This is a genomic window from Proteus hauseri (genome assembly GCF_004116975.1).
In the GTDB taxonomy this organism is placed as follows: domain Bacteria; phylum Pseudomonadota; class Gammaproteobacteria; order Enterobacterales; family Enterobacteriaceae; genus Proteus; species Proteus hauseri.
This window is the reverse complement of sequence record NZ_CP026364.1, coordinates 195,050-216,264: the sequence shown is the minus strand read 5'-3', so window position 1 is coordinate 216,264 and position 21,215 is coordinate 195,050. Positions and strand designations below refer to the sequence as shown.

The following is a 21,215-nucleotide window of genomic DNA, read 5'->3' as shown; positions in this document are numbered from 1 at the left end:
GCTTCCCAAGAGGAAGGGCGTATCTAAAGGTTTCTAACTCAGGGATTTTTAACAGAATGTAACCTACTTTAAGAGAGGTGTTGAGTGATGAAAGGAACAGAACTTAAAAAACTGATGTGGCTCTACGCTGATGAAGCAATGATGCGTAAGCGTAGATATGTGAGAGGTGGGAAAAAGACAGCGGATCGCAATCGAAAAATGCATAAGCCGTATCGTTGTGAAAAAGTTATGACGAGACTATTTAGGCTTGAAAGTAATCAGTTAAAGATTACCTCAAGCCAGCAGGAGGCATCTAATGCAGGGAGCTAATTGGGTTAAGGTGAGTGAGAGATTGCCAAAAATAGGCGAGCCATTACTAATTATTGTCGATTGTAAAATTAGAACTGTAACATATTTCATGGAGATGATTGATTGCGCAGAGTCTTATCGTTTTTTTGAATTTAGCGATTATGGGAATGATAGCAATTGGGAGTCAATACATAGAGTCACTCACTATATGTACTTAAGAGACATAACAATGCCAGAGGGTGAATGATGAAGATAAAACGCAAAGTTCACAATAAGCTATTTCCAACTCGTAGATTGTCATTTTATCAACATTCAAAAGTGGATGAATGGAACTCGCTAGAGTGCTACATGGACAAGTGGTTATTAGTTATTTTATTTATCCCGATTGTTGTTATTGGGACGCTAGTAGCTGGTTTTCCTACGGCATTCAAAGAGGCGACGGTTTATTTCAACAATCCATATTCAGTCGATAGTCTGACGCTTGCAGAAGTAGAGTCAATCAAGCGCCTTCAGGAGAAATAGCATGAACGAACTCAAGAAATGCCCTTTTTGCGGATGTGATGCAAGCATCAGAAGTACACGAAGTTGGCACTTTCTAGAAGCTGAACATGATGATGATTGTATATTTGAAACAGGTAGCGTTATTCAAGTTCCAGCGTCAGATGAACAGCGTGAGTTATTAGTTAGAGATTGGAACAGGAGAGCTAACAGTGAGTGATGAAACATACAAATGGATAGTAGCCACGTTATCAATGATGGGCTACGTGTGGATTGTTACACAAGCGTTTTGCTGGTTCGCAAGTTTGATATTCAGAAAGCTTTTCAAGCGTAAGTCAAAAGAACGAAAGAAGGCTGCAATAGCTGAATTTTATGAGGCTTATGAGCTTGATAAAATAAATGAAAGTCAAATGGTAAGGGTCACAACAAAACACGGACTTGTTATTGTAATTTATCGAGAGCCAAAAGGTGACGATGAATAGGAGGCTAACTTGGAAGCAGATTTTCTCTTCCACGAATCAACCAAAAATACCGCATGGCAACACCTCAAAGAAGTTCTAGCAACAAACCAACCACACCGAATCATTATCAAGCCTTGGAAAAACAAGCGCTCACTATCTCAAAATTCCACTTTCCATTTGTGGTGCTCAGAGATAAGCAAATATCTATGTAAGAACAATGCCAATTACACACCAGAGACCGTTAAGGAAATGCTTAAGCACTCGTTCCTAGGTTATGAGGTGGTCGATATGGTTGATGTTACTACACAGCTTACAGAGCGCGTAAGGTCACTTCGGAAAACATCAAAACTTGATACAGGTGAAATGTTCCACTTCATGGGGCAGGTTGAACGCTGGGCGGTAGGTATAAATTGTTTCGTGACGATACCTGATAACTCTCAATATATGGAATTAAAAAGGAAACAAAATGAGTAAATACGACAGACCATGTAAAGGTATAACAATCGATGTGTATGACGTTTTAAAAGCCTTTGAAGTAACCAACCCAGCATTACAGCATTTAATTAAAAAAGCTCTCTGCGCTGGATTAAGAGGGCATAAAGACAAAGAGCAAGACTTATGCGAAGTGTTAGCATCGGCAAAGCGGGCTATTGAGTTGGAGGCTGGAAAATGACTGAAGAACAATACGGGACTTATGCGAGAGTGATAGTTGTTGGTCGTGAATTTATCTCATTTAATCACAACACCATTTCACGAGTAACAGGTTTAACACCTGCAAGGGTAGGAACGATTCTGAGAAAGTTACTTGCATTTAAGTGTGTAGAGTATGTTGAAACAAAGAGCCGTAAACGCACTCGCCCAATTAATAACTATGCCGTTACAGACGATGCAATCACTCGACTGAGAAGTCAGTTTGAAAAAGAGCGACTGGCTAACCTTCCACTTTTCCCAAAAGCAAAGAAAGTTGAAGCAAAGAAGCCTAGAAAAGTGCTGGATGATTTTATGTGTGGATTGTCATTTGTCGATAAGGCAAACACGGCAGGCATGGGTAATCCGATGTTGATGAAAATAGACTCGTTACTCAAAGGAGTTCGCAATGAACTGCATGTCATGCAATAGACCACTAACGGATGATGAAATTTACGTGTGTAGCAAGTGTGCTGATGAATACGCTCATTTGGAAGTGATGGAAAAAATCAAAGGGGAAGGAGATGGCGAAGTTACGCAAAGAAGCTCGAGGTCGTGAATGTCAAATAAGAATACCTGGTGTCTGTAATGGCAATTCTGAAACTGTCGTCTTAGCTCATTATCGAATGTCTGGCATTTGCGGTACCGGAATAAAACCTAATGATATTTTTGGTGCTTGGGCATGTAGCGCTTGTCACGATGAAATAGACCGAAGAACACGAATTACTGACGCGGAATACGCAAAGCAATGTCATTTAGAGGGTGTTATTCGTACTCAGGATATTCTCATCAAGGAGGGTAAGATTAAGGCATGAGCGAGTATCACTTAAAGCTGCCGTGGCCACCGAGCAATAATACGTACTGGCGGCATTGTAGAGGGCGGCATTACATCTCAACCAAAGGCACCAACTACCGAAAGCAAGTAACAGATTACATCAAGCAACATAACCTAGACGTCAAAACCACTTCCCGCATCAAAATAGCCATCACTGCAAATCCACCAGATAAACGACAAAGAGACCTCGATAACTTGCCTAAAGCGGTTTTCGATTCGTTAACTCATGCCGAATTTTGGGGCGATGATAGCCAAATTGATGATATGCGGATCCGTCGAGGTGAAAAGGTTGCTAATGGCTCATTAGATATCACGATATGGGAGATAGATGATGTTCACTGACTTAATCGCAGCTATTGAAGAATGCAGGTTTAGGGCGTTGACAGAACGAACAGGAAATAAACCAAAGCGTTATTTATCTGTTATCCAGCTTAACAATGGCTTCATGAGGATAGTTGAAACAACCCAAGCAAAGCAGTTTGGGAACCGGATCATGTACTCGGTAGGTTGCGATAGACATCACACAGTATTACCGGAGGCGAGATGAGCTATATCGGAGAAAGGGAATTAACGGATGAGCAGTTTCGCTGGCTAGATGGTTGGTTAAATCTGTGGGGGGCGTGGGTATATTCTGGTCGTATTGATATTCGCATGATCAACATGATTTATAAATTCATGCAAACAGTAGAGCCAAGTAAAAACCCATCAAGACCTATGTGCAATGACGATGAAGGAATGTTGATTTCTCAGGTCGTAGATTCAGTCATCGCCACCGACACAAAGGCTTATGGAATATTACTAAGTTATTACGCTCATGGCTCATCTAAGTTGTCGATTGCATCTTACTATCACCGAGTTGCAAAACCACGCAAAATGCAAACGAGAGGAGGGAATAAGTACGCCAAGCCATCTCATAGAACTTGCAGGAGAGAAGTTGACGAAAAACTCAAAGCTGCTCAGTGGTTATTGTACGAACCTCTGCGAAATGCAATGAATAATCGCAAACGTGTAGATAAAGTAAAGAAAATAGCTGAGCTTTGCTATTGACATTAATGGACAAATGGACAACAATTATAGGGTAAGTTGCTTTACGTGACTCTTAAGTTTACTTACCTCATTCAAGACCTCGCTTCGGCGGGGTTTTTTGCTATCTAGCACACTCTTCATTTTGGAGGGTTGTGTGATTAGTGGCACCAGATATCCGTCGATCAAAACATCATCTGGTGTCCCTTTCTATTTTAATTCCCCCGAATTCGAGGGAATAGCAACCTGTAAGCAATCCTTACAAGTTCAACTCTCCGGAAATTCCGGATAGTTCACATGTTCGGTTATTCCGAACAACTCATTCAGAAGATCGCTTAGGCGGTCTTTTTTCGTATATGCCGACCACAGAATCAATCACAACACCTCACATTCACACAAGAGCTGTGAGTCGGCGTTCTATTAACTAATTCCTCCAAAAAGGAGGCGGTATGACACGAATGGACGAGAAAGACAAATTCAGTGCCACCGCATGGGGTGTCATATTCGCTATATCCCTATACGGCGGATTGGCTAGATACATTATTGACAATAAACGTAACGGGTATCGGTGGAGTTGGGTAGGGGCAATTATGCAAATGTTCGTATCTGGCTTTGCTGGAATGATGGGCGGTCTTATATCAATAGAGCTTAACGCCTCATTCTATTACACGTTATTTACGGCTGGCTTATGTGGTTCTGCCGGCTCTTTAGCATTGGACTTCTTCTGGGATAAATTTACAGGAGGCAGGAAGTGAGTAAGTTTAGATTAAGTAGACGTAGCGAAGAAAATCTCCGTGGCGTTCATCCTGATTTGGTTAAGGTAGTACATCGAGCATTAGAAATTACCGATATTGATTTTATGGTGATTGAAGGTAAGCGCAACGAAGCTCGACAGCGACAATTAGTTGCAAGTGGTAAAAGTCAAACGATGAATAGTCGTCACTTAACTGGCCACGCTGTTGATTGTGCTCCGCTGGTAAATAATCAGATCCCTTGGAGCGATTGGTCATACTTTAAAAAAGTAGCTGATGCCATGATGCAAGCTGCGAAAGAGTTAAGCGTTGATATCGAATGGGGCGGTAACTGGAAAACATTTAAAGATGGCCCTCACTTCCAATTAACTCATAAGACATATCCAGCATGAATACGCTAACTAAGGTATTAGCTGGTCTACTGGCAATATCTGCATTCTGGCTGTGGTGGGTGATGGATGATTACGACAAGTTAAGCAAAGATTACAACACAGCAACCAATCAGTTATCACAACAAATCAACATCAACAAAGACTACCAAGCCCGTATCACTCGATTAAACCAACTCGATATTCGTCACTCACAGGAGTTAGCCAGTGCAAATAATGAAATCAATACTCTTCGCGACGCTGTTAGCTCTGGCAATAAGCGGGTGTACGTCAAAGCCGAGTGTCCAACAGTCACCAAGAATTCCACCGAAAGCGGAAGCGATGAAGCCACCGCACGACTTAACAAAGCAGTTGAACAAGATTATCTACGTCTCAGAGAAATGATAGTCGAGAACGAACAGCAAACTTTGTATTTGCAGAATTACATTAAAACGGAGTGTTTACGATGAGGGCTAGGCTGTTAGCAATTCTTATTGATGTGGTGGTTGCTGCATCACTTTATTTTGGGTTGACTCTGAACAATGAAGGGCTAACTAATATCGGGTATTTCACAGGGTGGCTATTTGCTGTCATGGGGATATTACTTATCTTCGTTGATAAAGAGAAATTCGCAAAAAACCACAAACACCAGTCTATAGCGTGGCGAACTTATGATGTATTAACCGATGTGGCTTATGTAACTTTTGCTGCATATTCTGGCTGGTTCGTACTTGCTACATTCTTTGCTATTGCTTCGATAATCAAAGCTGCAATAAAGAGTGACACTGAAAAATCTTTACTAAAAGCCCAACAAGAAAGCAATACGAGAAATTGAAAAAGCGAGGATGTCCCCGCTTTAACTAGTTAGCTAATTTGACGGTATTTGTAGCCAGCTTTTTTAATATTCACATCAAGGTATTGACCTTTCGAACTTGCATTCATTAGGCCTTGATGGAGCTTTGATGGAACATTTAAGTACTGATAAACACTGCCACTATGGAATGCTACTTCCAAAGTTTGAGTGGCTTGATCATAACCAACTGATTGAAGGTTTGAAGATGAAACAGGAACGCGATTCAATTTCTAAATCTCCTATTAACGGGAAAAGTCCCGAGGAAATATTAGAACATTTTAAGAAATATAACTTCGTGGATGATCACGGACACAGGTTAGAGTTCTGTCAGGACTTTATTGATCTAGTGACCTTAGCCACAAAGTAAAGAAAATCTTAATTATGCCTCGCAATAGCGGGGCTTTTTTATGGATGCAATTCCGCCAATAGAAGAGTGATCACTATCTTGACTGCCAGGAACAGACTAGAAGCAACTTGATTAACGTGGTGATACGTGATGATGGTTGCGAACTCTAAGCATTTCACCGCTCATTCACAGAGCAATTCAAAAACGTCGAATCCAATCACTTTGATATGAGCCTTCGAGGAAGTCAGTTATAGCTGGCGAGCTTCGACGGGCTGATTTTCTATGTGAACGAGGGTTCATTTCAAATGAAGGTAATACGTTATGACTAATACAGTGGTTATCCCTGAATTTAATTTTCAACAAATGGTTATGGCATCTGATGGTCAAGTGTTTACGACTAGCAAAAAGATTGCAGAGTATTTTGGTAAAACACACAAGAATGTACTGAGGAAAATAAAGCAAACAATCAACGATTGCCCTGAGGAATTTGCTGAGCTCAATTTTGAGCCCACTGATTACATTGATAAAAATGGTGATATCCAGCCAATGTATAAACTATCGAAAGACGGCTATATGCTTCTGGTGATGAGTTTCACAGGAAAAGCAGCGATGCTTATTAAGATAAAATTTATCCAAGCATTTAACTGGATGCATGAGCAAATGAATCGCTGGAAAGATTTAGGCGAAGAGGCTCAACATCGTCATGCATTAAAAGCGGCTAAATCAGAATTGAAAGGTCGCCTCGGTAGCCAGTTAATGAATAAGCGGAAGAAAGAGAAGAAAGCATTGCAATTGGAATATGAGCAAATACTTTCACTCACTCAACCAAAATTATTATTTGTAGGTGAATAGGCCCTAGTGGCCTTTTTTATTGGGTGGAATATGAAAACAGGAACACTGCATTACAAAATGACACTGCGCCGTTACATGTACCCATTGTTTATTATCGGCGCTTTAATTAACAGCACTTGGTTAGTGAAGCTCTGCTACAAGAAAGAAATTGTGTTTAAAGAAATTTAAAGGAATGGATATGGCACTCACCGATAAACAGGAAATGTTTTGTCGTGAGTACCTCGTTGACTTGAACGCTACACAGGCGGCTATTCGTGCGGGGTACAGCGAAAAAACTGCACGAAGTGTTGGGAATGAAAACCTGACAAAACCTGACATTGAAAAACGAATTCAGGAACTAATGAATGATCGCAGTGAGCGATTAGAGATAACTGCTGATTACGTTCTCAATAGGCTTGTTGAAATAGACCAAATGGACGTTCTGGATATCCTTCATGATAACGGAGGCATTAAACCTATTCATGAATGGCCAAAAGTTTGGCGCACATCATTAAGTGGCATGGACTTAGCTGAAATGTTCGAGTCTAAAGATGGTGAGCGTAATTTAGTCGGCGTCATGAAAAAAATCAAATGGCCTGACAAAGTGAAGAACATTGAGCTACTCGGTAAGCACGTCAAAGTTCAGGCGTTCAAAGACAAGGTAGAGCACTCTGGGGGGCTATCTGTTAGTTCCGTTGCTTCGCTGATGGATGAAATAGGAGATGAAGACCTGTAGGGAGCTTCTATGTTAACTAAAAAACAAAGACAGCTACTGAAAAACAGAGTCTGGCGTCTAAATAATCTTTATAAAATTAAAGATAAAAACGGGCAGTGTGTAACATTTAAAATGACTCCTGAGCAGTTGGAGTATTTCGATGGAATGCATGACCGAAATATAATTTTGAAAGCGAGACAGCTTGGGTTCACAACAGAGGTGTGCATCATTCAGCTTGATCTTGCAATATTTCACAAAAAAGAATGCGCTTTAATAGCCCACTCTTTACCTGACGCAGAGAGGCTTTTTCGTAACAAGACGCAATATGCATATCGATTGCTTCCTGATGATATTAAGCAGGCCAACCCGCTAACTAAAGAAACGACAAGTGAATATGTATTTTCTAAAGGTGGCAGTGTGACTGTCTCTACATCGTTTCGGGGAGGGACACTTTACAGCTTGCATGTGTCTGAGTTCGGTAAAATATGTGCAAAGTACCCAGATAAAGCCAAAGAAATTGTTACTGGTGCTTTTGAGGCTGTTCCTTTGGGTGGAAGAATAACACTTGAAAGCACAGCGGAAGGTCGAGCAGGTTATTTTTATGATTACTGCCAGTCTGCTGAGAAGGCACAAATTCAGAGTAAGACGCTCTCTAATCTAGACTGGAAATTCTTTTTCTTCTCGTGGTGGAAGAACCCTGAATATGCAATCGATCCTGTGGAGCAATTGCCGCAGCGATTAGTCGATTATTTTGATGAGATATCAAGTAAACATGGTGTTCCATTAAACGAGCGTCAGAAAGCATGGTATTACGCCAAAGAGAAAACACTTGGCGACGATATGAAGCGGGAATATCCGTCAATACCGTCTGAGGCATTCCAGCAATCGGTTGAAGGTGCTTACTACGCTAAGCAATTCCGCTTTCTATATGAAAATAAACGCATTGGCACACTTCCTGATAACTCACACTTACCGGTTCACACGTATTGGGATATTGGTGTGGGTGACTCAACGTCAATTTGGTTTATTCGCGAGGTTGGTGAGGAATTCCACGTCATTGATCACTACTCAAACAGTGGTGAAGGTCTAAGGCACTACATGAAAGTGTTGAAAGACAAAGGCTACACATATGCAAGTCATAATGGCCCTCATGATATCGATAACCGTGAGTTTGGTTCAGATGCGAAATCACGGCGTGAATTAGCGCGTGAAGGGTACGAAATCGACGGTGAAAACTATTCAATGCGATTTGAAGTGGTGCCGAAACTTTCCATTGATGAGGGCATTGAGGCAGTGCGTGAAATCCTTCCTATTTGCGTGTTTGATGAGCATAAATGTAGCGAAGGTATTACTCATCTTGAGGGGTATCGCAAAGAGTGGGATGACAAACGCGGGTGCTGGAAAGATAAACCACTTCATGATTACACGTCACATGATGCTGACGGATTTAGGTATTTTGCAGTGAGCAGAAGAAACAAGAAGGCTCATGTTGGCATGTTAGTTCGCAAACGTTAATGAGGGCGATAATGGAAGAGAATCAACAAAAGCTGTCATTAGCGGTTAATAACGCTATCAAGGCAGTTGCTAAAGCAAGAATGGACTATGTTTCTGGCGGTATTGGAATGAGTAATGCAAAACGACCACGTATCTGGCGTGAGTTTGGTTATCCAGAAGTGCTGACGTTTAATGATTTCTATAATGCTTATGATCGTACCGCTCTTGGTGGTGCGGCAGTAGATCGGTATGTCTCTGATTGTTGGGTTGATATTCCAGAAATATTCGAAGGTAACGAAGAGGCAGACCAAGACGGCTCTACTGATTGGGATAACAAGCTGAACAAGCTTCTCAAATCACACTGGGAGCAGATTAAGGAAGCAGATAAGCGAAACTTAATAGGTCGGTACTCTGGGTTAATTATTCAATTAAGAGACGGTAAAGACTGGAAAGAACCAGTTGATACGACAGTAGTTAAAAGAATTGGTGATAAGTCAATTGTTCGGTTAATACCTGCATGGGAAGCCCAGATTGAACCTAAGTCATGGGATGAGGATACAAACAGTGAAAGTTACGGCTTCCCAACAATGTATTCATTTACTGAAATGCAAGTTGGAAATGATAAAGACAGCTCACCAGGTAGAATTATTGATATACATCCAGACCGGGTGATAATCCTTGCAGAAGGTTCTGGGGATGGGAAATTAACATCTGGAACCCCGCTTCTAAAGAAAGGGTACAACGATCTACTTGATATTGAAAAAGTATCAGGTGGTAGCGCTGAAGGTTTCCTGAAAAATGCAAGTAGACAATTGAACTATGCATTCAGTAAAGAAACTGACTTCCAGCGCCTAGCTGAAGCATTAGGCACCAATATGGAAGGGCTTGCTGATGCGCTTGATGAGCAAGTTCGTCGCCTGAATGAAAGTATTGATGCTTCAGTAATGATGCAAGAAGGCTCTGCAAGTGTTTTATCAGTTGCTCCAGCAGACCCAGAGCCATCCTTCAGAACGTCATTAGCTAAATTTGCAGCTTCTATCAATATGCCAGTTAAAGTGCTAGTTGGTCAGATTACTGGCGAGAGAGCTTCAACTGAGGATATGAAAGATTGGGCTAGAACGCGCATGTCACGTCGCAATAACTTTCTGAGATCAGTGATCGAGTCAGTGGTGTCACGTTTCTGGACACTTGGTGCGATTGAATCAAGGGAAGAAATAACAGTTAGCTGGTCTGATTTGCTCGCTCCAAGCCAGTCTGAAAAGCTAGATAATATGAGTAAAGCTGCTGATGTTGCACAAAAAACACAGGCATCATTTGGCTATTCAGTGTTGATGGAAAATGAAATCAGGGCATTAGGTGAATATCCGACATTAAAAGAGTTTGATAACACCACTTCGCCAGAAGAAGGTAAAAAAGGAGATCCATTAATTGATGATGAAGAATCAAAAGATAGGGTCGCCGATAATACCAAGGAATAAGTCTGACCCAACACAATCAGGTCGGCAAGTTAGAAAGATGTTTCGTGATATTGATAACCGATATTACGAAATAAAGAAAGCACTCAAGCAGCTATTCGACCTGTCATTTACTGGCAGAGAACGAAACCAGAACTCACTACACAGCTATATTCTCGCCAAAAACGCACATAATGAACCGGATTCACTTATCAGGGTTAACGCTGGCGTTTACTCTTATGATCTAGCTGAGAGACCTGCTGAATACGCTAAGTTTCTTGAAAGACTGCAGTCAATACTTGATGAGCACCTATTAGACGGTGGTGATGAGAAATTATGGGCGTTTGGCTATGTGTCAGATGAGTATGAGCGAGGCACGTTAAACGCCTATACTAACTTGTCATTGCAATCAGAAGTATACGCATCACAAACTACGCTTACTTACCTGATGTCACAACCCGCATACCAGAACCAGATAGCGTCAGCATTCATATCCACTTATAGCGATTGGAAAGGTATTTCTGATGCAGCTAGAGCTGATCTGTCGAATATTATTGGCACATCGATAGCAAGAGGGATTAATCCAAGAGAAGCAGCAAGGATAATCAGCAAGCGATTAGATGTATCAATGTCCAACGCAAAGCGCATGGCTCAGACGGAACAGGTCGGTGCGTTACGCCGTGCAAACTGGAATGAAACGTTGTGGGCTAGCGAATCTCTGGGGTTAAAAACAGGATTGTTATGGCTATCAGCACTAAAGCCTACTACAAGAAGCTGGCATGCAGCGCGACACGGGAGGATCTATACCGTTGAAGAGGTTGAAGCGTTTTATGCCGAAGGTGGAAATAGATTTAACTGCTACTGCGCGACACAACCTGTATTGCTAAATGACGATGGGACTATTTACAACAAAGGAATTATCGACCGCTTAAGTACTGAGCGGAAGAACTGGTCAACAGACTAAAATTCACAATCAAGAGGCCACTACATGAGTCTTTCTAGTATTCATGTTAAATCGCTGGCTATTAACTCCTCTAATATCTCAACTGAAACCATTGATGGTGATGAGCATATCGTCATTCGCGGCGTTGTGCCTGTCGTTGATGACGTTGTGATGAATGGAGGCTTATATCCAGCTAGCGAAATTAACAAAAGCTTTCAGTCGATGGAGGGGCGGCAGTGCCCTTACGGGCATCCCAAAATCGGCACAGATTACGTATCGGCTGACACGCCGAGAGCAGTAAACCAGTTTCACATCGGCGCATGGGCTGAAAATGTCCGCAAGGATGGTGAAAGAGTCGTCATGGACGTGAAGGTAAACCGACGGTTTGCTGATGCCACTGAGAAAGGCAAAGAGTTCCTAGCCCGTGTGGATGACATCATTGCCGGTAACAGCACAGACCCAATCCACGTCTCCACCGGATTGCTGCTACAGCGCGAGCAGAACAAAGGCAAGTCAAAGGGTAAGCCTTATACATGGGTCGCCCGAAACATGCACTTTGATCACATTGCAATATTGCCAGCTTCTGAACCGGGAGCCGCCACACCAAAAGACGGTGTCGGGATGTTTGTTAATAGCAAAGGTGAAAAACTAAATATTGAATTAGCTGATTTAATTAATGCATCAAACTGCACTCAGGATAATTTGTTAAATAAAGCGAAATTCTTTTTTACCAATGGCTCGTTCTCGTTTGATGACATTCATTCGGCACTACGTAACGCATTAAAGGCTGCTTATCCAAATGATGATTGGCCTTATCCAGAAACAGTATGGCCTGACAAATTTATCTATTACACGTCAGGTAAAACCTACCAACAAAAATACCTCATGAACGATGAAGGAATAGCCGAACTCGTTGGTGAGCCTATCGAAGTTGTGCGCAAGCCAACAGAGTACGAAGTAAAAACCAATAAGGAAAACGATCCGATGAAACAAATCATCACGAATGCGCTGAAGGCGAAAGGTATCGAGACAGAAGACAAATCCGATGCTGAATTACTGGATGCGTACAACCAAATGAACGCTGAAGACAAAAAAGAGGAAACGCCAGAAGAAAAAGCTGCGCGTGAGAAAAAAGAAAAAGAAGAAAAGGATAAATCTGACACTGCAAACAACAGTGATCTGCAACAGCAAATCACAGCTGCTGTAAATGCTGCTATTGCGCCAATCCAAGCACAATTAAATGCCAATGCAGACAAAGAAGTAAGTGCCATGCGTGATGTCGTGAAGGCAAAGTTTGGCATGTCCGATACCGCTATTAATGCGTTAAGTGGCGAACCACTGAAAGAGCTATACGCTCAATGCAATGTATCTCATAGCTTAAATGGCTCGTTCCAACAAGCTAATTCCTCTCAATCAGTTTCAGATATGCCGGAGTAAAACATGGCGAATAAAAAACGTGTAATTCATGCGGGTGGTGTATTCACTAACCCATTGCTACACCGTGAAGGTGCGGCGGCAGTTGATACCAAGGCGGGTATTATCGGTTTCTATGGTGAGAATACCGCTAAATTTACGCCATCGGTTGATGGTAAAGAAGCAAATGTTTTGTATGTGTCCGACTTTGATTATCTTCGCTGTCAGTCAGTTGATGATGCAATCAAGGCTGGCGATTGGGTTGTTGCAATTCAACCAATGCAAGGTTTGTTCTTAAATGTGCGTGCTGCTGCTGGTACATACAAGAAAGGCCAAGCGGTTATTGTTGCTAACGGTCAAATCACTCTGGCTACTGGTGCCGAAGGCGAGGCAGTATTTGCCTATATTGAAGAAGATACAGCCTTAACCGTTACGACGGATGAGCTGGTTCGTGTTGTGTTCAAGTAAGGAGAACTGAATGTTTTATTTTTCAACTAAGAAGGCAACCGAAACTGGAAACCTTGAAGACAACCAAGCGCAATTCGGAGCGTTGAGCTTAGAGCGTAATTCATCCGCTCAGGCAGTGGCTGATTTTATTGCTCGTACTCGCAATATGCCGGTTTTAGATGCTACCAATGCAGTAGATGATATTAAGCGTCTGTACAAGGCGTATGACCAGACTGTATTGGCTGAATTTCAGCCAAATACTGAATTTACGCTATTGAATGACCTCATGCCATTATCTCGCTCAGTTCGCATTAGTGAATCAGTCTATGAGTATGCGCGAAAAGGAAGTGGTGGCGTCGCTCATACATCGATGAGTGGTCAGGTCGGTGCGTTGCTTGAAGCTAGTGCGTATAGCTTCGACGGCACAATGGTGCCAATTCATGACACTGGGTTTAAGTTCACATGGCGTGACCCAATCTTTGAAAAAGGCTCTGCACTGGCTTCATTATCTGATGCACAGAAAGACTCTGTTGATACTGTTCGTCGTAAATATCTCGACTTTATCTGGAATGGTTTCCGCGATGCTGCGGGTAACTTCATTACATTTGATGGCAAGACATTTAAAGGTCTGCGTAATGATGAGCGCGTTGCTCAAGTGACGTTGGATGTTAATTTCGCAACCGAGCAAGATGGTAAGAAAACCCGCACTGAGATCATCAAACTGCGTGATGTGCTGAAATTGCAAAACCTGCAATATGGTGAGCAAACTTGGTATGTGTCAGGTGAAATCCTGTCAAATTGGGAAAGCGTGTATTTCGACGTTAACCAGACACGCACGATTCTTGAGGAAATCAAGAAAATCACTGGCATCAAAGACATTAAAGAAGATTACGAACTGAAAGGTAACGAAGTTCTGATTGTTCCTCTTAGCGCTGGTGTTATTGCTCCTATCGTTGGTCAGGCATTTGGTACTGTTGCAGATCCACGCCAGTTCTATAACTCTGACTATGTATGGCGCACATGGGGTGCTGCTGGTCTGATGGTTAAGCAGGACATCAGTAATCATTTCTCAGTTCTTCACGCGAAAGGCGCATAAGGGGGATTTATGGCACTGGTAAAAGTAGTTTCAAATAACTTCTTCGCCGGTGCCGGTTTCCAGCCCGTGGAAGCCGGTAGCCAACTGACAATGTCAGATGAAAGCGCGAAAGAATGGGAAAAGGCCGGTCTTGTTGAGATTATCGCATCGGGTGATATTGAAGCAGCGTCACCTGGTAACGATGATGCTGAACAGCCTGAACAGCCAAAGGCAAAACCTAACGGTAAAAAATAATGCAGATAACTCTTGATGACGTAAAGCCGATGATTACTGAACTCGGGTTTACATTGCCTGATTCTGTGCTGTCGCTGTTACTGAGTCAGGTTAATGCAAAGTCCGGATGTCTCGAAGCCAACTACGACGAAACCACGCAGAAGTTACTGCTGATTTACACCGCTATCCGGTTGGCATCACTATCTGGCGCACGAAAGATATCATCACAGAGCGCTCCTAACGGGGCGTCTCGTTCTTTCGCATATGATTCTGCCGGTACTGATTATCTGCTGAACCAGATCCGCGCATGGGATAGTGCAGGATGCCTTGCTGATTTGCCATTATCTAGTAAAACGGTAGGCTTTTTTCGGGTGATTGGAGGTGTCTAATGAGTTCAGTTGCTAATTGGGCGTATACCTCATGGGCTACTTTATGGAAAGCAAAGAAAGACAAAAACGGCAAGCCGGTATTCTCTGAGCCGGTTCATTTTCTTTGTGGCTATGGCAGCGAACTTAAATCTGGAAAGTTGGATGTTGGCTCTGAAATCACCATTAAGTTGGTTTTCTGGACTGAGTATGCTGATGCTAAAAAAGGTGACTTTATCGCTATTGGTAAGCACTCAGGCGATCCGTTATCTGTCGGTGCTGACGAAATCAAATTCATCAAACGTGATGAAGACTTATTCGAGCATATTGCAGATGACTACACTCTGATAACGGCGGTGTGATATGGCAGCAAGAGTAAGAGGAATTTCTCAGGCTAACGCGAACCTTAGAACGCTTGTAGGTGATATACAGGGTAAGAAAGTTATGAGAGCTATTCAGTCTGCTTTATTGATTGGTAGTGCTCAGGCGGCTATATACACACCTATTGATACATCAACACTTATCAACTCTCAATTCAGAGAAGTCACTGTTAATGGCACTAGAGTAACCGGTCGCGTCGGATATACAGCAAACTACGCGGTTTATGTTCATGATCCAAGAATTAAGCAAAACTTTAGGCGCTCAAGTGCTCGTAAAGAGTTTCTATCTCGTGGTTTTGAGGATGAGCGCCAGGCTATCGATGACGCGGTTAGACGGGAGCTGCAAATATGATACATGAGAAGTTTGAGCGCTACTTAAACAGAGGTAATTTGCTTGATGGTTTCATTGTTCAATATCTAACGTGGAATGAGCAACCAGACGAAAAAACTCAGCAATATGCTGTTATTCAACCTAATGACGGTAGTGGTCGATTTGCTGATTTGGGTGCTGATGATTTCGTGACGCTTGTTCTAGTTTCTGCGCAGTATGATCCTGAGCCTGCCCTGATAAGAGCTAATGAAATTCTAAACTTTGTTGCTGAATTCCCCGATGATTGCGAACTCAATTCAATATACAACTTAGGCGGTCTACCAAGGCCGATACCGACAGAAGAAGGTCGGTTTATCCTCAAGCTTTCTTTCCGCTGTACATCTTAAACACATCTCAACAGGTCGCTTATGCGGCCTTTTTTATTTGCAAATAAAGAGGTTATAACATGGCACAATGCCCTGATGATAAAGGCCTAGTGATGGGTAACGCAGGTATTCTGCGCATTGCAAAAGGCTGTCCTGACCAAGCACCAGCACAAGATCAATTCTTGCGCTTAGGTGCGCTAACAAGCAAGTCATTCGATTTCGGTATGGAGACAGTGACATCTAATGCTGATGACACCAAAGGCTTAACTGAGTCAATTGTTACTGGCGCTGACTTTACCATTAGTTTTGATGGTGAATTAAAGAAAGCTGGTGTAACTGGCTCTACGTCCGCGTTTGATATTGCCAAAGAAATCCTTGATGAAATCAAAGCAAGTCGCCAACCAACATATTGGGTTCAACTTGATATGAAAGGTGATGGCTCTGATGTTGTTCAGGGTTACATGGCTTTCACATCTTGGTCAATGGAATTTCCAACAAAAGAAATCTCCACTTACTCAGGTGAGCTGAAAGTTGCTGATGCAGAAACGGTTGAATGGCTACAAGAAGAAATCGTTGTTGAAAGCGTCGCAGTAGAGCCAGCCACTCTGTCTGTAAAAGTGGGTGAAACCAAAACATTTACTGTCAAATTTACACCAACCGATGCAACTAACAAAAACTACACATCCGTAAGTGATAAGACGAACTTTGCAACAGTTACCAAGCTTGTGAATGTGGTAACTGTGCGCGGTGTTGCCGAAGGTACTGCAAACGTTACTGTCACATCCGAAGATGGTAGCAAGACAGCCAAATGCGTGGTCACTGTTACCGCTGCTTAATATTACAAAGGGTATCCACGGGTGCCCTTGATAATATTCAGGAGGTATTATGACGCCTATTTTAGAAATCGGTGAGATGGTTATCTCTACTGATAAAAAGGATTACTTATTTAGACCATCGTTCATCAATATGACAAGAATTGGTGAACCAAAGCAGATTGTGAGTGCCTATAGTCAGTTAAATGGAGCAGAGGTGCAAGAGTTAATCACTCTCGCCGTAATGAGTTACAGGGTTATTCCTGAGTGGTTAATAAAAGTGATTAGCAAGCCGACATACGGACGCAATATCCTACAAACTGCAATGATAGTGATACAAGCGTGTTGTGATAATGACTGTTCGGAAATCATTGGAGAATGGAAGTCAGGTAAACGTGGCATTGTCTATAAAAACGGTAAGATGCCAATCGCTGATATTATCGTCATTGCCAGAGAGTTATTTACTCACGGAATTATCGGTAAAGCGAAGATCCGAAAACTTCAACGTAACGAAGGCAAAAATGAATTCTCTGATGAGTTTATGGCAATTGATTACATTAGCTCTGCCCGTGTTAATTTTGGAGTGAATCGTGATGAAGCCGAGCAGTTAACCATGACTGAATTTCAGATGATGCTCAGAGCTAAATACCCTGATGAGAAAGGATTTACTAAAGAAGAATACGACAACATCATGAAGCAAGATGATAAACGTAATGATGAGCTGATCAGTGGCAAGCGTCGATTAGTGAGCAGGAAGAGAAAGTAAAGCATAACACCGCCATTGAGCGGTTTTTCATTTTAAGGAGCCGATAAATGGCAAATGTAGGCGAAATCGTTTATCAAGTTCAAATGGATGTTCGGCAATTGCTTACATCGCAACAGCAGTTAGAGCAACGCCTTAATCGTATGGATAGTAGCTTTAACCGAACGTCTCAGTCAGTAAATAACACAGAACGTTCAATGCAGTCTCTGTCCAAAGTTGCCGCTGCTCTGACTGGTTATTTATCAGCTTCAATGGTTGCTAGTTATTCAGAAGCATGGACTGAATTAAACAACAAGCTATCTAACTCAGTTCGCGCAAGTGAATCACTTATTGATGTCACTCAACGAGTATTTGACATCTCTCAAGCAACACGATCTAGTCTTGATGCCACAGCAACACTCTACGCACGCCTTGAACGAGGAACGAGAGAATACAATACATCAGCGGAAGACTTGGCAAAATTAACATCCATTATCAACCAAGGCTTTATCGTCTCTGGTGCTACTGCACAGGAAGCAGAAAACGCTATTATTCAGCTATCACAAGGTATTGCTTCAGGTGTTCTCCGTGGTGAAGAATTTAACTCAGTGGCGGAACAGGGTAGCCGTTTGATGGTTGCACTTGCTGACTCGATGGGTGTTGGTATAGGCCAGCTTCGTAAGATGGCGGCAGAAGGCAAGCTAACCACTGATGTTGTTGTGAAAGGTTTGCTCTCTCAAGGTGATGCAATTGGTAAAGAGTTTGCCAAAACCACTCGAACAATGTCACAGGCATTTCAAGAGGCAGGTAACAACCTAACAAAGTTTCTCGGTGAAAATACAACAATAAAATCAACCATTAGTGCGTTTAGTGATGCGGTTATTACTGTTAGTAAGAATTTAGATGAGCTTAGTTCTGTCTTGACGGTAATCGCAGCAGTGGTTGGTTCAAGATATGTTGGCGCGTTGGCTATGGCTACCAAGTCAAAGGTGATGATGGCGGCCGCCTCTCGTCAAGAGTCAGTCGCTACACTGCAATCGGCAAGAGCAAGTGAGTATGCTGCAAATATGTCAGTCAGAAAGGCTCAGGCTGATTTAGCCTCTGCTAGATCGGCTGTTGCACTAGCTCAAGCGGAGTACAACGTTGCAAAAGGAACGTTAGCGGAAGCAACTGCACTTGATAACTTAATTGCTAAAAAATCATTAGCTTCAAAAGCTGCAATAACATTAACTCAAGCAACACAGGCGCAAACGGCAGCAATGGCAAACTCAGCAGCCGCAGCAAGGGCGGCATCATTGTCTATGGGGTTGTTGCGTGGAGTTATGGGAATGTTAGGTGGTCCAGCTGGCGTGGCCATGTTAGCTGGTGCCGCAATCTATTATTTCTATCAAAAATCAGAGCAAGCTAAGCAAGAGGCTCGAGACTTTGCAGATAGTATTGATCAGTTAACAGCTAAGTTAAAAGGTTTGTCGTATCAAGAGATTGCTCGTGACGCGCAAGATGCCGCTGATAAACAAAAAGTTTTAACTTCAGAAATGAAGGATCAAGAGAATCAACTCGCGAGACTTGAAGCCAGATTAAGAATGCAGCAGGACGCTCTCGGTAATAATCCAGAGTTAATTGAACGAAATACAATAAATATTTTAAGAGAAAAGATAAAGCTGGAAGGTGATCTAGCTGAGAATAAAAAGCGACATGAGTTAATAACCAAATATTTATCTGAGGCGCAGTCTGAATACAATCAAAAAGCAAAGGAAGCCATTGATTTAAGCGTTAAGAGTGCAACAACTCTTGATATTGAGAAGTCAGCTCTTGGTAGATTTACACAGCAAATAAGGGAGGCAACTGGCGCAAAAGGTGAATTCAATGCCAAGCAATTAGCTGTTGATTTCGGAGGAGAGGATGGTGAGAAACTAAGAAAGCAGATGGAAAGAAGGCTTGAACTCTCCAAGAAAGAAGGTGTTGAAAAAGCCAAATTACAAGCTTTATATGACGCGGAGGATGCAGGGACGGCAGATCATGGTGCCATAAAGAAATTACAAGATATGGCAGCTCAGATATATGAAAACGAACAAGCCAAAAAAGAAGGAATTAAAACAGCAAAAGAGGCTGCTAGTGCAGCATTAAAAGAAGCCACTGAAGCTGAAAAGCTGAAACAGAAGATCACCGATGTAGCCAATGCGACAAAAGTTGCTGAATTAGAAACAAAAGGACTTGTTCGCGAGGCTGCTATTCTTGAGTCCGTTCAAAAACTTGGCAGTAAAGCAACGAAATCACAGATTGCAGAAATAACAGATTTGGCTGGGAAGGAATTTGATTTAAAGCAGAAAATACAAGATAGGAAGGACGCTTTCTCTCAAAACCCAGAAGCAAAGGCAAATCAAGAATACAAGTTATCTCTCGAGCAGCTTGAAAGGCAACTTCAGGGTAATTTGGTTACTGAGGAGAATTACCAAAGAAGAAGAGTTGAGCTAGCTGGTGAGTATTCTAAAAAAATAGCTGAGGTAAATGCTCAGGCTTCAGTTTCTCCAATTGAAGATAATAGGGCGCAGTTCGATCCTGTTCAGCAATTGAAAAATGAGAACGCTAAAAAACTAGCGCTCATGGATAAGTATTATGCTGATGAAATGGCAATCATTAATCAAGCGTATGCAAACCAACAAATCTCACACGAGCAATTTACGACTGCCAAACAAATCACTGACGCACAATATCTTCAGATAAGAACAGCACAGGAAAGACAATTCAACGAACAGCAAACTGCAGCACAGTGGCAGATATTAAGTCAGCAAAGATTAGGTTTTGACATGCTTACATCTGCTGTTGATGCAATGGCAGGAAGCGCATCAAACGCTATCACTGGATTATTGACTGGCACCATGACTGCGGCTGATGCAATGAGATCACTAGGTAACACGATACTAAACAGTGTTGTTAATTCCATTGTTCAAACTGGCGTTGAAATGCTGAAGAATTTCATCATTGGTAAAACAATGGGCGCTGCCGCCGCTGCCGCATCTATGGGTGAAGCTGCAATAGTTGCTTCCGCATGGGCTCCCGCTGCTGCTTTTGTTTCTTTGGCTACTATGGGAGCTAATGCTGCGCCAGCTAATGCAAGCTTAGTTGGTACCACTGGACTTGCTTCAACACTGGCAATTGCAGGCGCTCGTAAAAATGGCGGTCCTGTTGACGCTGGTTCAATGTATCGAGTTGGTGAGGGCGGTAAGCCTGAGATATTCAAGGCTAACAACGGTCGCCAATACATGATCCCCGGTGACAATGGAAAGGTTATTTCCAATAAAGATATGCAGGGTGGCGGTATGAATGTGAATGTTGTCTTTAATGACTATTCATCTGGTGGCCACAAGTTTGATGCGCAGACATCGCAAGATGGAAACACTATGACCATTCAGGCATTCATTATGGACATGGATAACAAAGGCCCAATGCTTCAATCAATCACAAGAAACACATCGGCAACGGCGAGAGCAAGAGGTTGACAT

33 protein-coding genes are annotated in these 21,215 nt (G+C 42.4%); 32 read left to right on the top strand and 1 reads right to left on the bottom strand.

All coding sequences use genetic code 11. From position 1 onward, the window contains the following. Positions 1 to 87 precede the first annotated feature (87 nt). From PH4a_RS01035 to PH4a_RS00960, 16 genes are all read left to right on the top strand, one after another. Positions 88 to 309 (top strand): MarR family transcriptional regulator, encoded by a 222-nt coding sequence (locus PH4a_RS01035; RefSeq protein ID WP_129037107.1) that lies wholly within the window; start codon positions 88 to 90, stop codon positions 307 to 309. After that, positions 296 to 535 carry a DUF551 domain-containing protein gene (locus tag PH4a_RS18455; protein ID WP_129037105.1) on the top strand — a complete coding sequence of 80 codons (240 nt, stop codon included), beginning with the start codon at positions 296 to 298 and terminating at the stop codon, positions 533 to 535. Before PH4a_RS01035 ends, PH4a_RS18455 begins: the two co-directional genes overlap by 14 nt. Beyond that, positions 532 to 810 carry a hypothetical protein gene (locus PH4a_RS01025; RefSeq protein WP_129037103.1) on the top strand — a complete coding sequence of 93 codons (279 nt, stop codon included), beginning with the start codon at positions 532 to 534 and terminating at the stop codon, positions 808 to 810. Before PH4a_RS18455 ends, PH4a_RS01025 begins: the two co-directional genes overlap by 4 nt. Before the next feature lies 1 nt (position 811). Further along, positions 812 to 1,006: a Lar family restriction alleviation protein gene (locus PH4a_RS01020; RefSeq protein ID WP_129037101.1), complete on the top strand. Its 195-nt coding sequence runs from the start codon at positions 812 to 814 to the stop codon at positions 1,004 to 1,006. Continuing rightward, positions 999 to 1,268 (top strand): DUF4752 family protein, encoded by a 270-nt coding sequence (locus PH4a_RS01015; protein WP_064497299.1) that lies wholly within the window; start codon positions 999 to 1,001, stop codon positions 1,266 to 1,268. The genes PH4a_RS01020 and PH4a_RS01015 overlap by 8 nt, the downstream gene beginning before the upstream one ends. 9 nt (positions 1,269 to 1,277) lie before the next feature. Then, positions 1,278 to 1,721, top strand: coding sequence for a YbcN family protein (locus PH4a_RS01010; protein ID WP_129037099.1), 444 nt, complete (start codon positions 1,278 to 1,280; stop codon positions 1,719 to 1,721). Next, positions 1,714 to 1,920, top strand: coding sequence for a hypothetical protein (locus PH4a_RS01005; protein WP_129037097.1), 207 nt, complete (start codon positions 1,714 to 1,716; stop codon positions 1,918 to 1,920). Before PH4a_RS01010 ends, PH4a_RS01005 begins: the two co-directional genes overlap by 8 nt. After that, complete coding sequence (locus PH4a_RS01000) at positions 1,917 to 2,366, top strand: hypothetical protein (protein ID WP_129037095.1); 450 nt, start codon at positions 1,917 to 1,919, stop codon at positions 2,364 to 2,366. Before PH4a_RS01005 ends, PH4a_RS01000 begins: the two co-directional genes overlap by 4 nt. Further along, positions 2,344 to 2,493: a protein NinF gene (locus PH4a_RS18520; RefSeq protein ID WP_482811940.1), complete on the top strand. Its 150-nt coding sequence runs from the start codon at positions 2,344 to 2,346 to the stop codon at positions 2,491 to 2,493. The genes PH4a_RS01000 and PH4a_RS18520 overlap by 23 nt, the downstream gene beginning before the upstream one ends. Next, positions 2,459 to 2,749 carry a DUF1364 domain-containing protein gene (locus PH4a_RS00995; protein ID WP_129037093.1) on the top strand — a complete coding sequence of 97 codons (291 nt, stop codon included), beginning with the start codon at positions 2,459 to 2,461 and terminating at the stop codon, positions 2,747 to 2,749. Before PH4a_RS18520 ends, PH4a_RS00995 begins: the two co-directional genes overlap by 35 nt. Further along, positions 2,746 to 3,111, top strand: a complete 366-nt coding sequence (locus PH4a_RS00990; protein ID WP_129037091.1) for a RusA family crossover junction endodeoxyribonuclease — start codon at positions 2,746 to 2,748, stop codon at positions 3,109 to 3,111. Before PH4a_RS00995 ends, PH4a_RS00990 begins: the two co-directional genes overlap by 4 nt. Before the next feature lie 201 nt (positions 3,112 to 3,312). Continuing rightward, positions 3,313 to 3,816 carry an antiterminator Q family protein gene (locus PH4a_RS00980; RefSeq protein ID WP_129037089.1) on the top strand — a complete coding sequence of 168 codons (504 nt, stop codon included), beginning with the start codon at positions 3,313 to 3,315 and terminating at the stop codon, positions 3,814 to 3,816. 425 nt (positions 3,817 to 4,241) lie between these two features. Then, positions 4,242 to 4,547, top strand: a complete 306-nt coding sequence (locus PH4a_RS00975; protein WP_064720841.1) for a phage holin family protein — start codon at positions 4,242 to 4,244, stop codon at positions 4,545 to 4,547. Further along, positions 4,544 to 4,936 carry a M15 family metallopeptidase gene (locus PH4a_RS00970; protein ID WP_064720840.1) on the top strand — a complete coding sequence of 131 codons (393 nt, stop codon included), beginning with the start codon at positions 4,544 to 4,546 and terminating at the stop codon, positions 4,934 to 4,936. The genes PH4a_RS00975 and PH4a_RS00970 overlap by 4 nt, the downstream gene beginning before the upstream one ends. Continuing rightward, the gene (locus tag PH4a_RS00965) at positions 4,933 to 5,382 is read left to right on the top strand and encodes a lysis protein (protein ID WP_129037087.1); all 450 of its coding nucleotides are present in this window, start codon (positions 4,933 to 4,935) and stop codon (positions 5,380 to 5,382) included. The genes PH4a_RS00970 and PH4a_RS00965 overlap by 4 nt, the downstream gene beginning before the upstream one ends. After that, positions 5,379 to 5,747, top strand: a complete 369-nt coding sequence (locus tag PH4a_RS00960) for a hypothetical protein (protein WP_129037085.1) — start codon at positions 5,379 to 5,381, stop codon at positions 5,745 to 5,747. Before PH4a_RS00965 ends, PH4a_RS00960 begins: the two co-directional genes overlap by 4 nt. Before the next feature lie 29 nt (positions 5,748 to 5,776). Here PH4a_RS00960 and PH4a_RS00955 read toward each other — a convergent pair whose 3' ends face one another. Next, positions 5,777 to 5,992 (bottom strand): KTSC domain-containing protein, encoded by a 216-nt coding sequence (locus PH4a_RS00955; RefSeq protein WP_129037083.1) that lies wholly within the window; start codon positions 5,990 to 5,992, stop codon positions 5,777 to 5,779. Positions 5,993 to 6,432: 440 nt separating this feature from the next. Between PH4a_RS00955 and PH4a_RS00950 the strand changes: the two genes are divergently transcribed. From PH4a_RS00950 to PH4a_RS00875, 16 genes are all read left to right on the top strand, one after another. After that, the gene (locus PH4a_RS00950) at positions 6,433 to 6,963 is read left to right on the top strand and encodes a Rha family transcriptional regulator (RefSeq protein ID WP_129037081.1); all 531 of its coding nucleotides are present in this window, start codon (positions 6,433 to 6,435) and stop codon (positions 6,961 to 6,963) included. Positions 6,964 to 7,141: 178 nt separating this feature from the next. After that, positions 7,142 to 7,678, top strand: a complete 537-nt coding sequence (locus PH4a_RS00945; RefSeq protein ID WP_129037078.1) for a terminase small subunit — start codon at positions 7,142 to 7,144, stop codon at positions 7,676 to 7,678. Between the two features lie 9 nt (positions 7,679 to 7,687). Continuing rightward, complete coding sequence (locus PH4a_RS00940; RefSeq protein WP_129037076.1) at positions 7,688 to 9,172, top strand: terminase large subunit; 1,485 nt, start codon at positions 7,688 to 7,690, stop codon at positions 9,170 to 9,172. 11 nt (positions 9,173 to 9,183) lie between these two features. Beyond that, positions 9,184 to 10,629, top strand: a complete 1,446-nt coding sequence (locus PH4a_RS00935; RefSeq protein WP_164971515.1) for an anti-CBASS protein Acb1 family protein — start codon at positions 9,184 to 9,186, stop codon at positions 10,627 to 10,629. Then, positions 10,583 to 11,569: a phage minor head protein gene (locus PH4a_RS00930; protein ID WP_129037071.1), complete on the top strand. Its 987-nt coding sequence runs from the start codon at positions 10,583 to 10,585 to the stop codon at positions 11,567 to 11,569. The genes PH4a_RS00935 and PH4a_RS00930 overlap by 47 nt, the downstream gene beginning before the upstream one ends. A 24-nt stretch (positions 11,570 to 11,593) precedes the next feature. Then, complete coding sequence (locus tag PH4a_RS00925) at positions 11,594 to 12,985, top strand: DUF2213 domain-containing protein (protein ID WP_129037069.1); 1,392 nt, start codon at positions 11,594 to 11,596, stop codon at positions 12,983 to 12,985. Between the two features lie 3 nt (positions 12,986 to 12,988). Next, the gene (locus PH4a_RS00920; protein ID WP_129037066.1) at positions 12,989 to 13,429 is read left to right on the top strand and encodes a hypothetical protein; all 441 of its coding nucleotides are present in this window, start codon (positions 12,989 to 12,991) and stop codon (positions 13,427 to 13,429) included. A gap of 10 nt (positions 13,430 to 13,439) precedes the next feature. Continuing rightward, positions 13,440 to 14,504 (top strand): major capsid protein, encoded by a 1,065-nt coding sequence (locus PH4a_RS00915; protein WP_129037064.1) that lies wholly within the window; start codon positions 13,440 to 13,442, stop codon positions 14,502 to 14,504. A 9-nt stretch (positions 14,505 to 14,513) separates the two neighbouring features. Continuing rightward, on the top strand, positions 14,514 to 14,738 hold the full coding sequence (locus PH4a_RS00910; protein ID WP_129037062.1) for a hypothetical protein: 225 nt from the start codon (positions 14,514 to 14,516) through the stop codon (positions 14,736 to 14,738). Then, a complete protein-coding gene (locus PH4a_RS00905) occupies positions 14,738 to 15,106 on the top strand; it encodes a DUF7370 family protein (protein ID WP_129037060.1) in 369 nt (122 codons plus the stop codon). The genes PH4a_RS00910 and PH4a_RS00905 overlap by 1 nt, the downstream gene beginning before the upstream one ends. Then, a complete protein-coding gene (locus PH4a_RS00900; RefSeq protein WP_129037058.1) occupies positions 15,106 to 15,444 on the top strand; it encodes a hypothetical protein in 339 nt (112 codons plus the stop codon). The genes PH4a_RS00905 and PH4a_RS00900 overlap by 1 nt, the downstream gene beginning before the upstream one ends. 1 nt (position 15,445) lies before the next feature. After that, positions 15,446 to 15,814, top strand: coding sequence for an HK97 gp10 family phage protein (locus tag PH4a_RS00895; RefSeq protein ID WP_129037055.1), 369 nt, complete (start codon positions 15,446 to 15,448; stop codon positions 15,812 to 15,814). Next, on the top strand, positions 15,811 to 16,179 hold the full coding sequence (locus PH4a_RS00890; protein WP_129037053.1) for a phage tail termination protein: 369 nt from the start codon (positions 15,811 to 15,813) through the stop codon (positions 16,177 to 16,179). The genes PH4a_RS00895 and PH4a_RS00890 overlap by 4 nt, the downstream gene beginning before the upstream one ends. Before the next feature lie 59 nt (positions 16,180 to 16,238). Beyond that, positions 16,239 to 16,994: an Ig-like domain-containing protein gene (locus tag PH4a_RS00885; protein ID WP_129037051.1), complete on the top strand. Its 756-nt coding sequence runs from the start codon at positions 16,239 to 16,241 to the stop codon at positions 16,992 to 16,994. 49 nt (positions 16,995 to 17,043) lie between these two features. Next, positions 17,044 to 17,736, top strand: a complete 693-nt coding sequence (locus PH4a_RS00880) for a DUF6246 family protein (RefSeq protein ID WP_129037049.1) — start codon at positions 17,044 to 17,046, stop codon at positions 17,734 to 17,736. A gap of 47 nt (positions 17,737 to 17,783) precedes the next feature. Next, on the top strand, positions 17,784 to 21,212 hold the full coding sequence (locus PH4a_RS00875) for a tape measure protein (protein WP_129037047.1): 3,429 nt from the start codon (positions 17,784 to 17,786) through the stop codon (positions 21,210 to 21,212). Positions 21,213 to 21,215 lie beyond the last annotated feature (3 nt).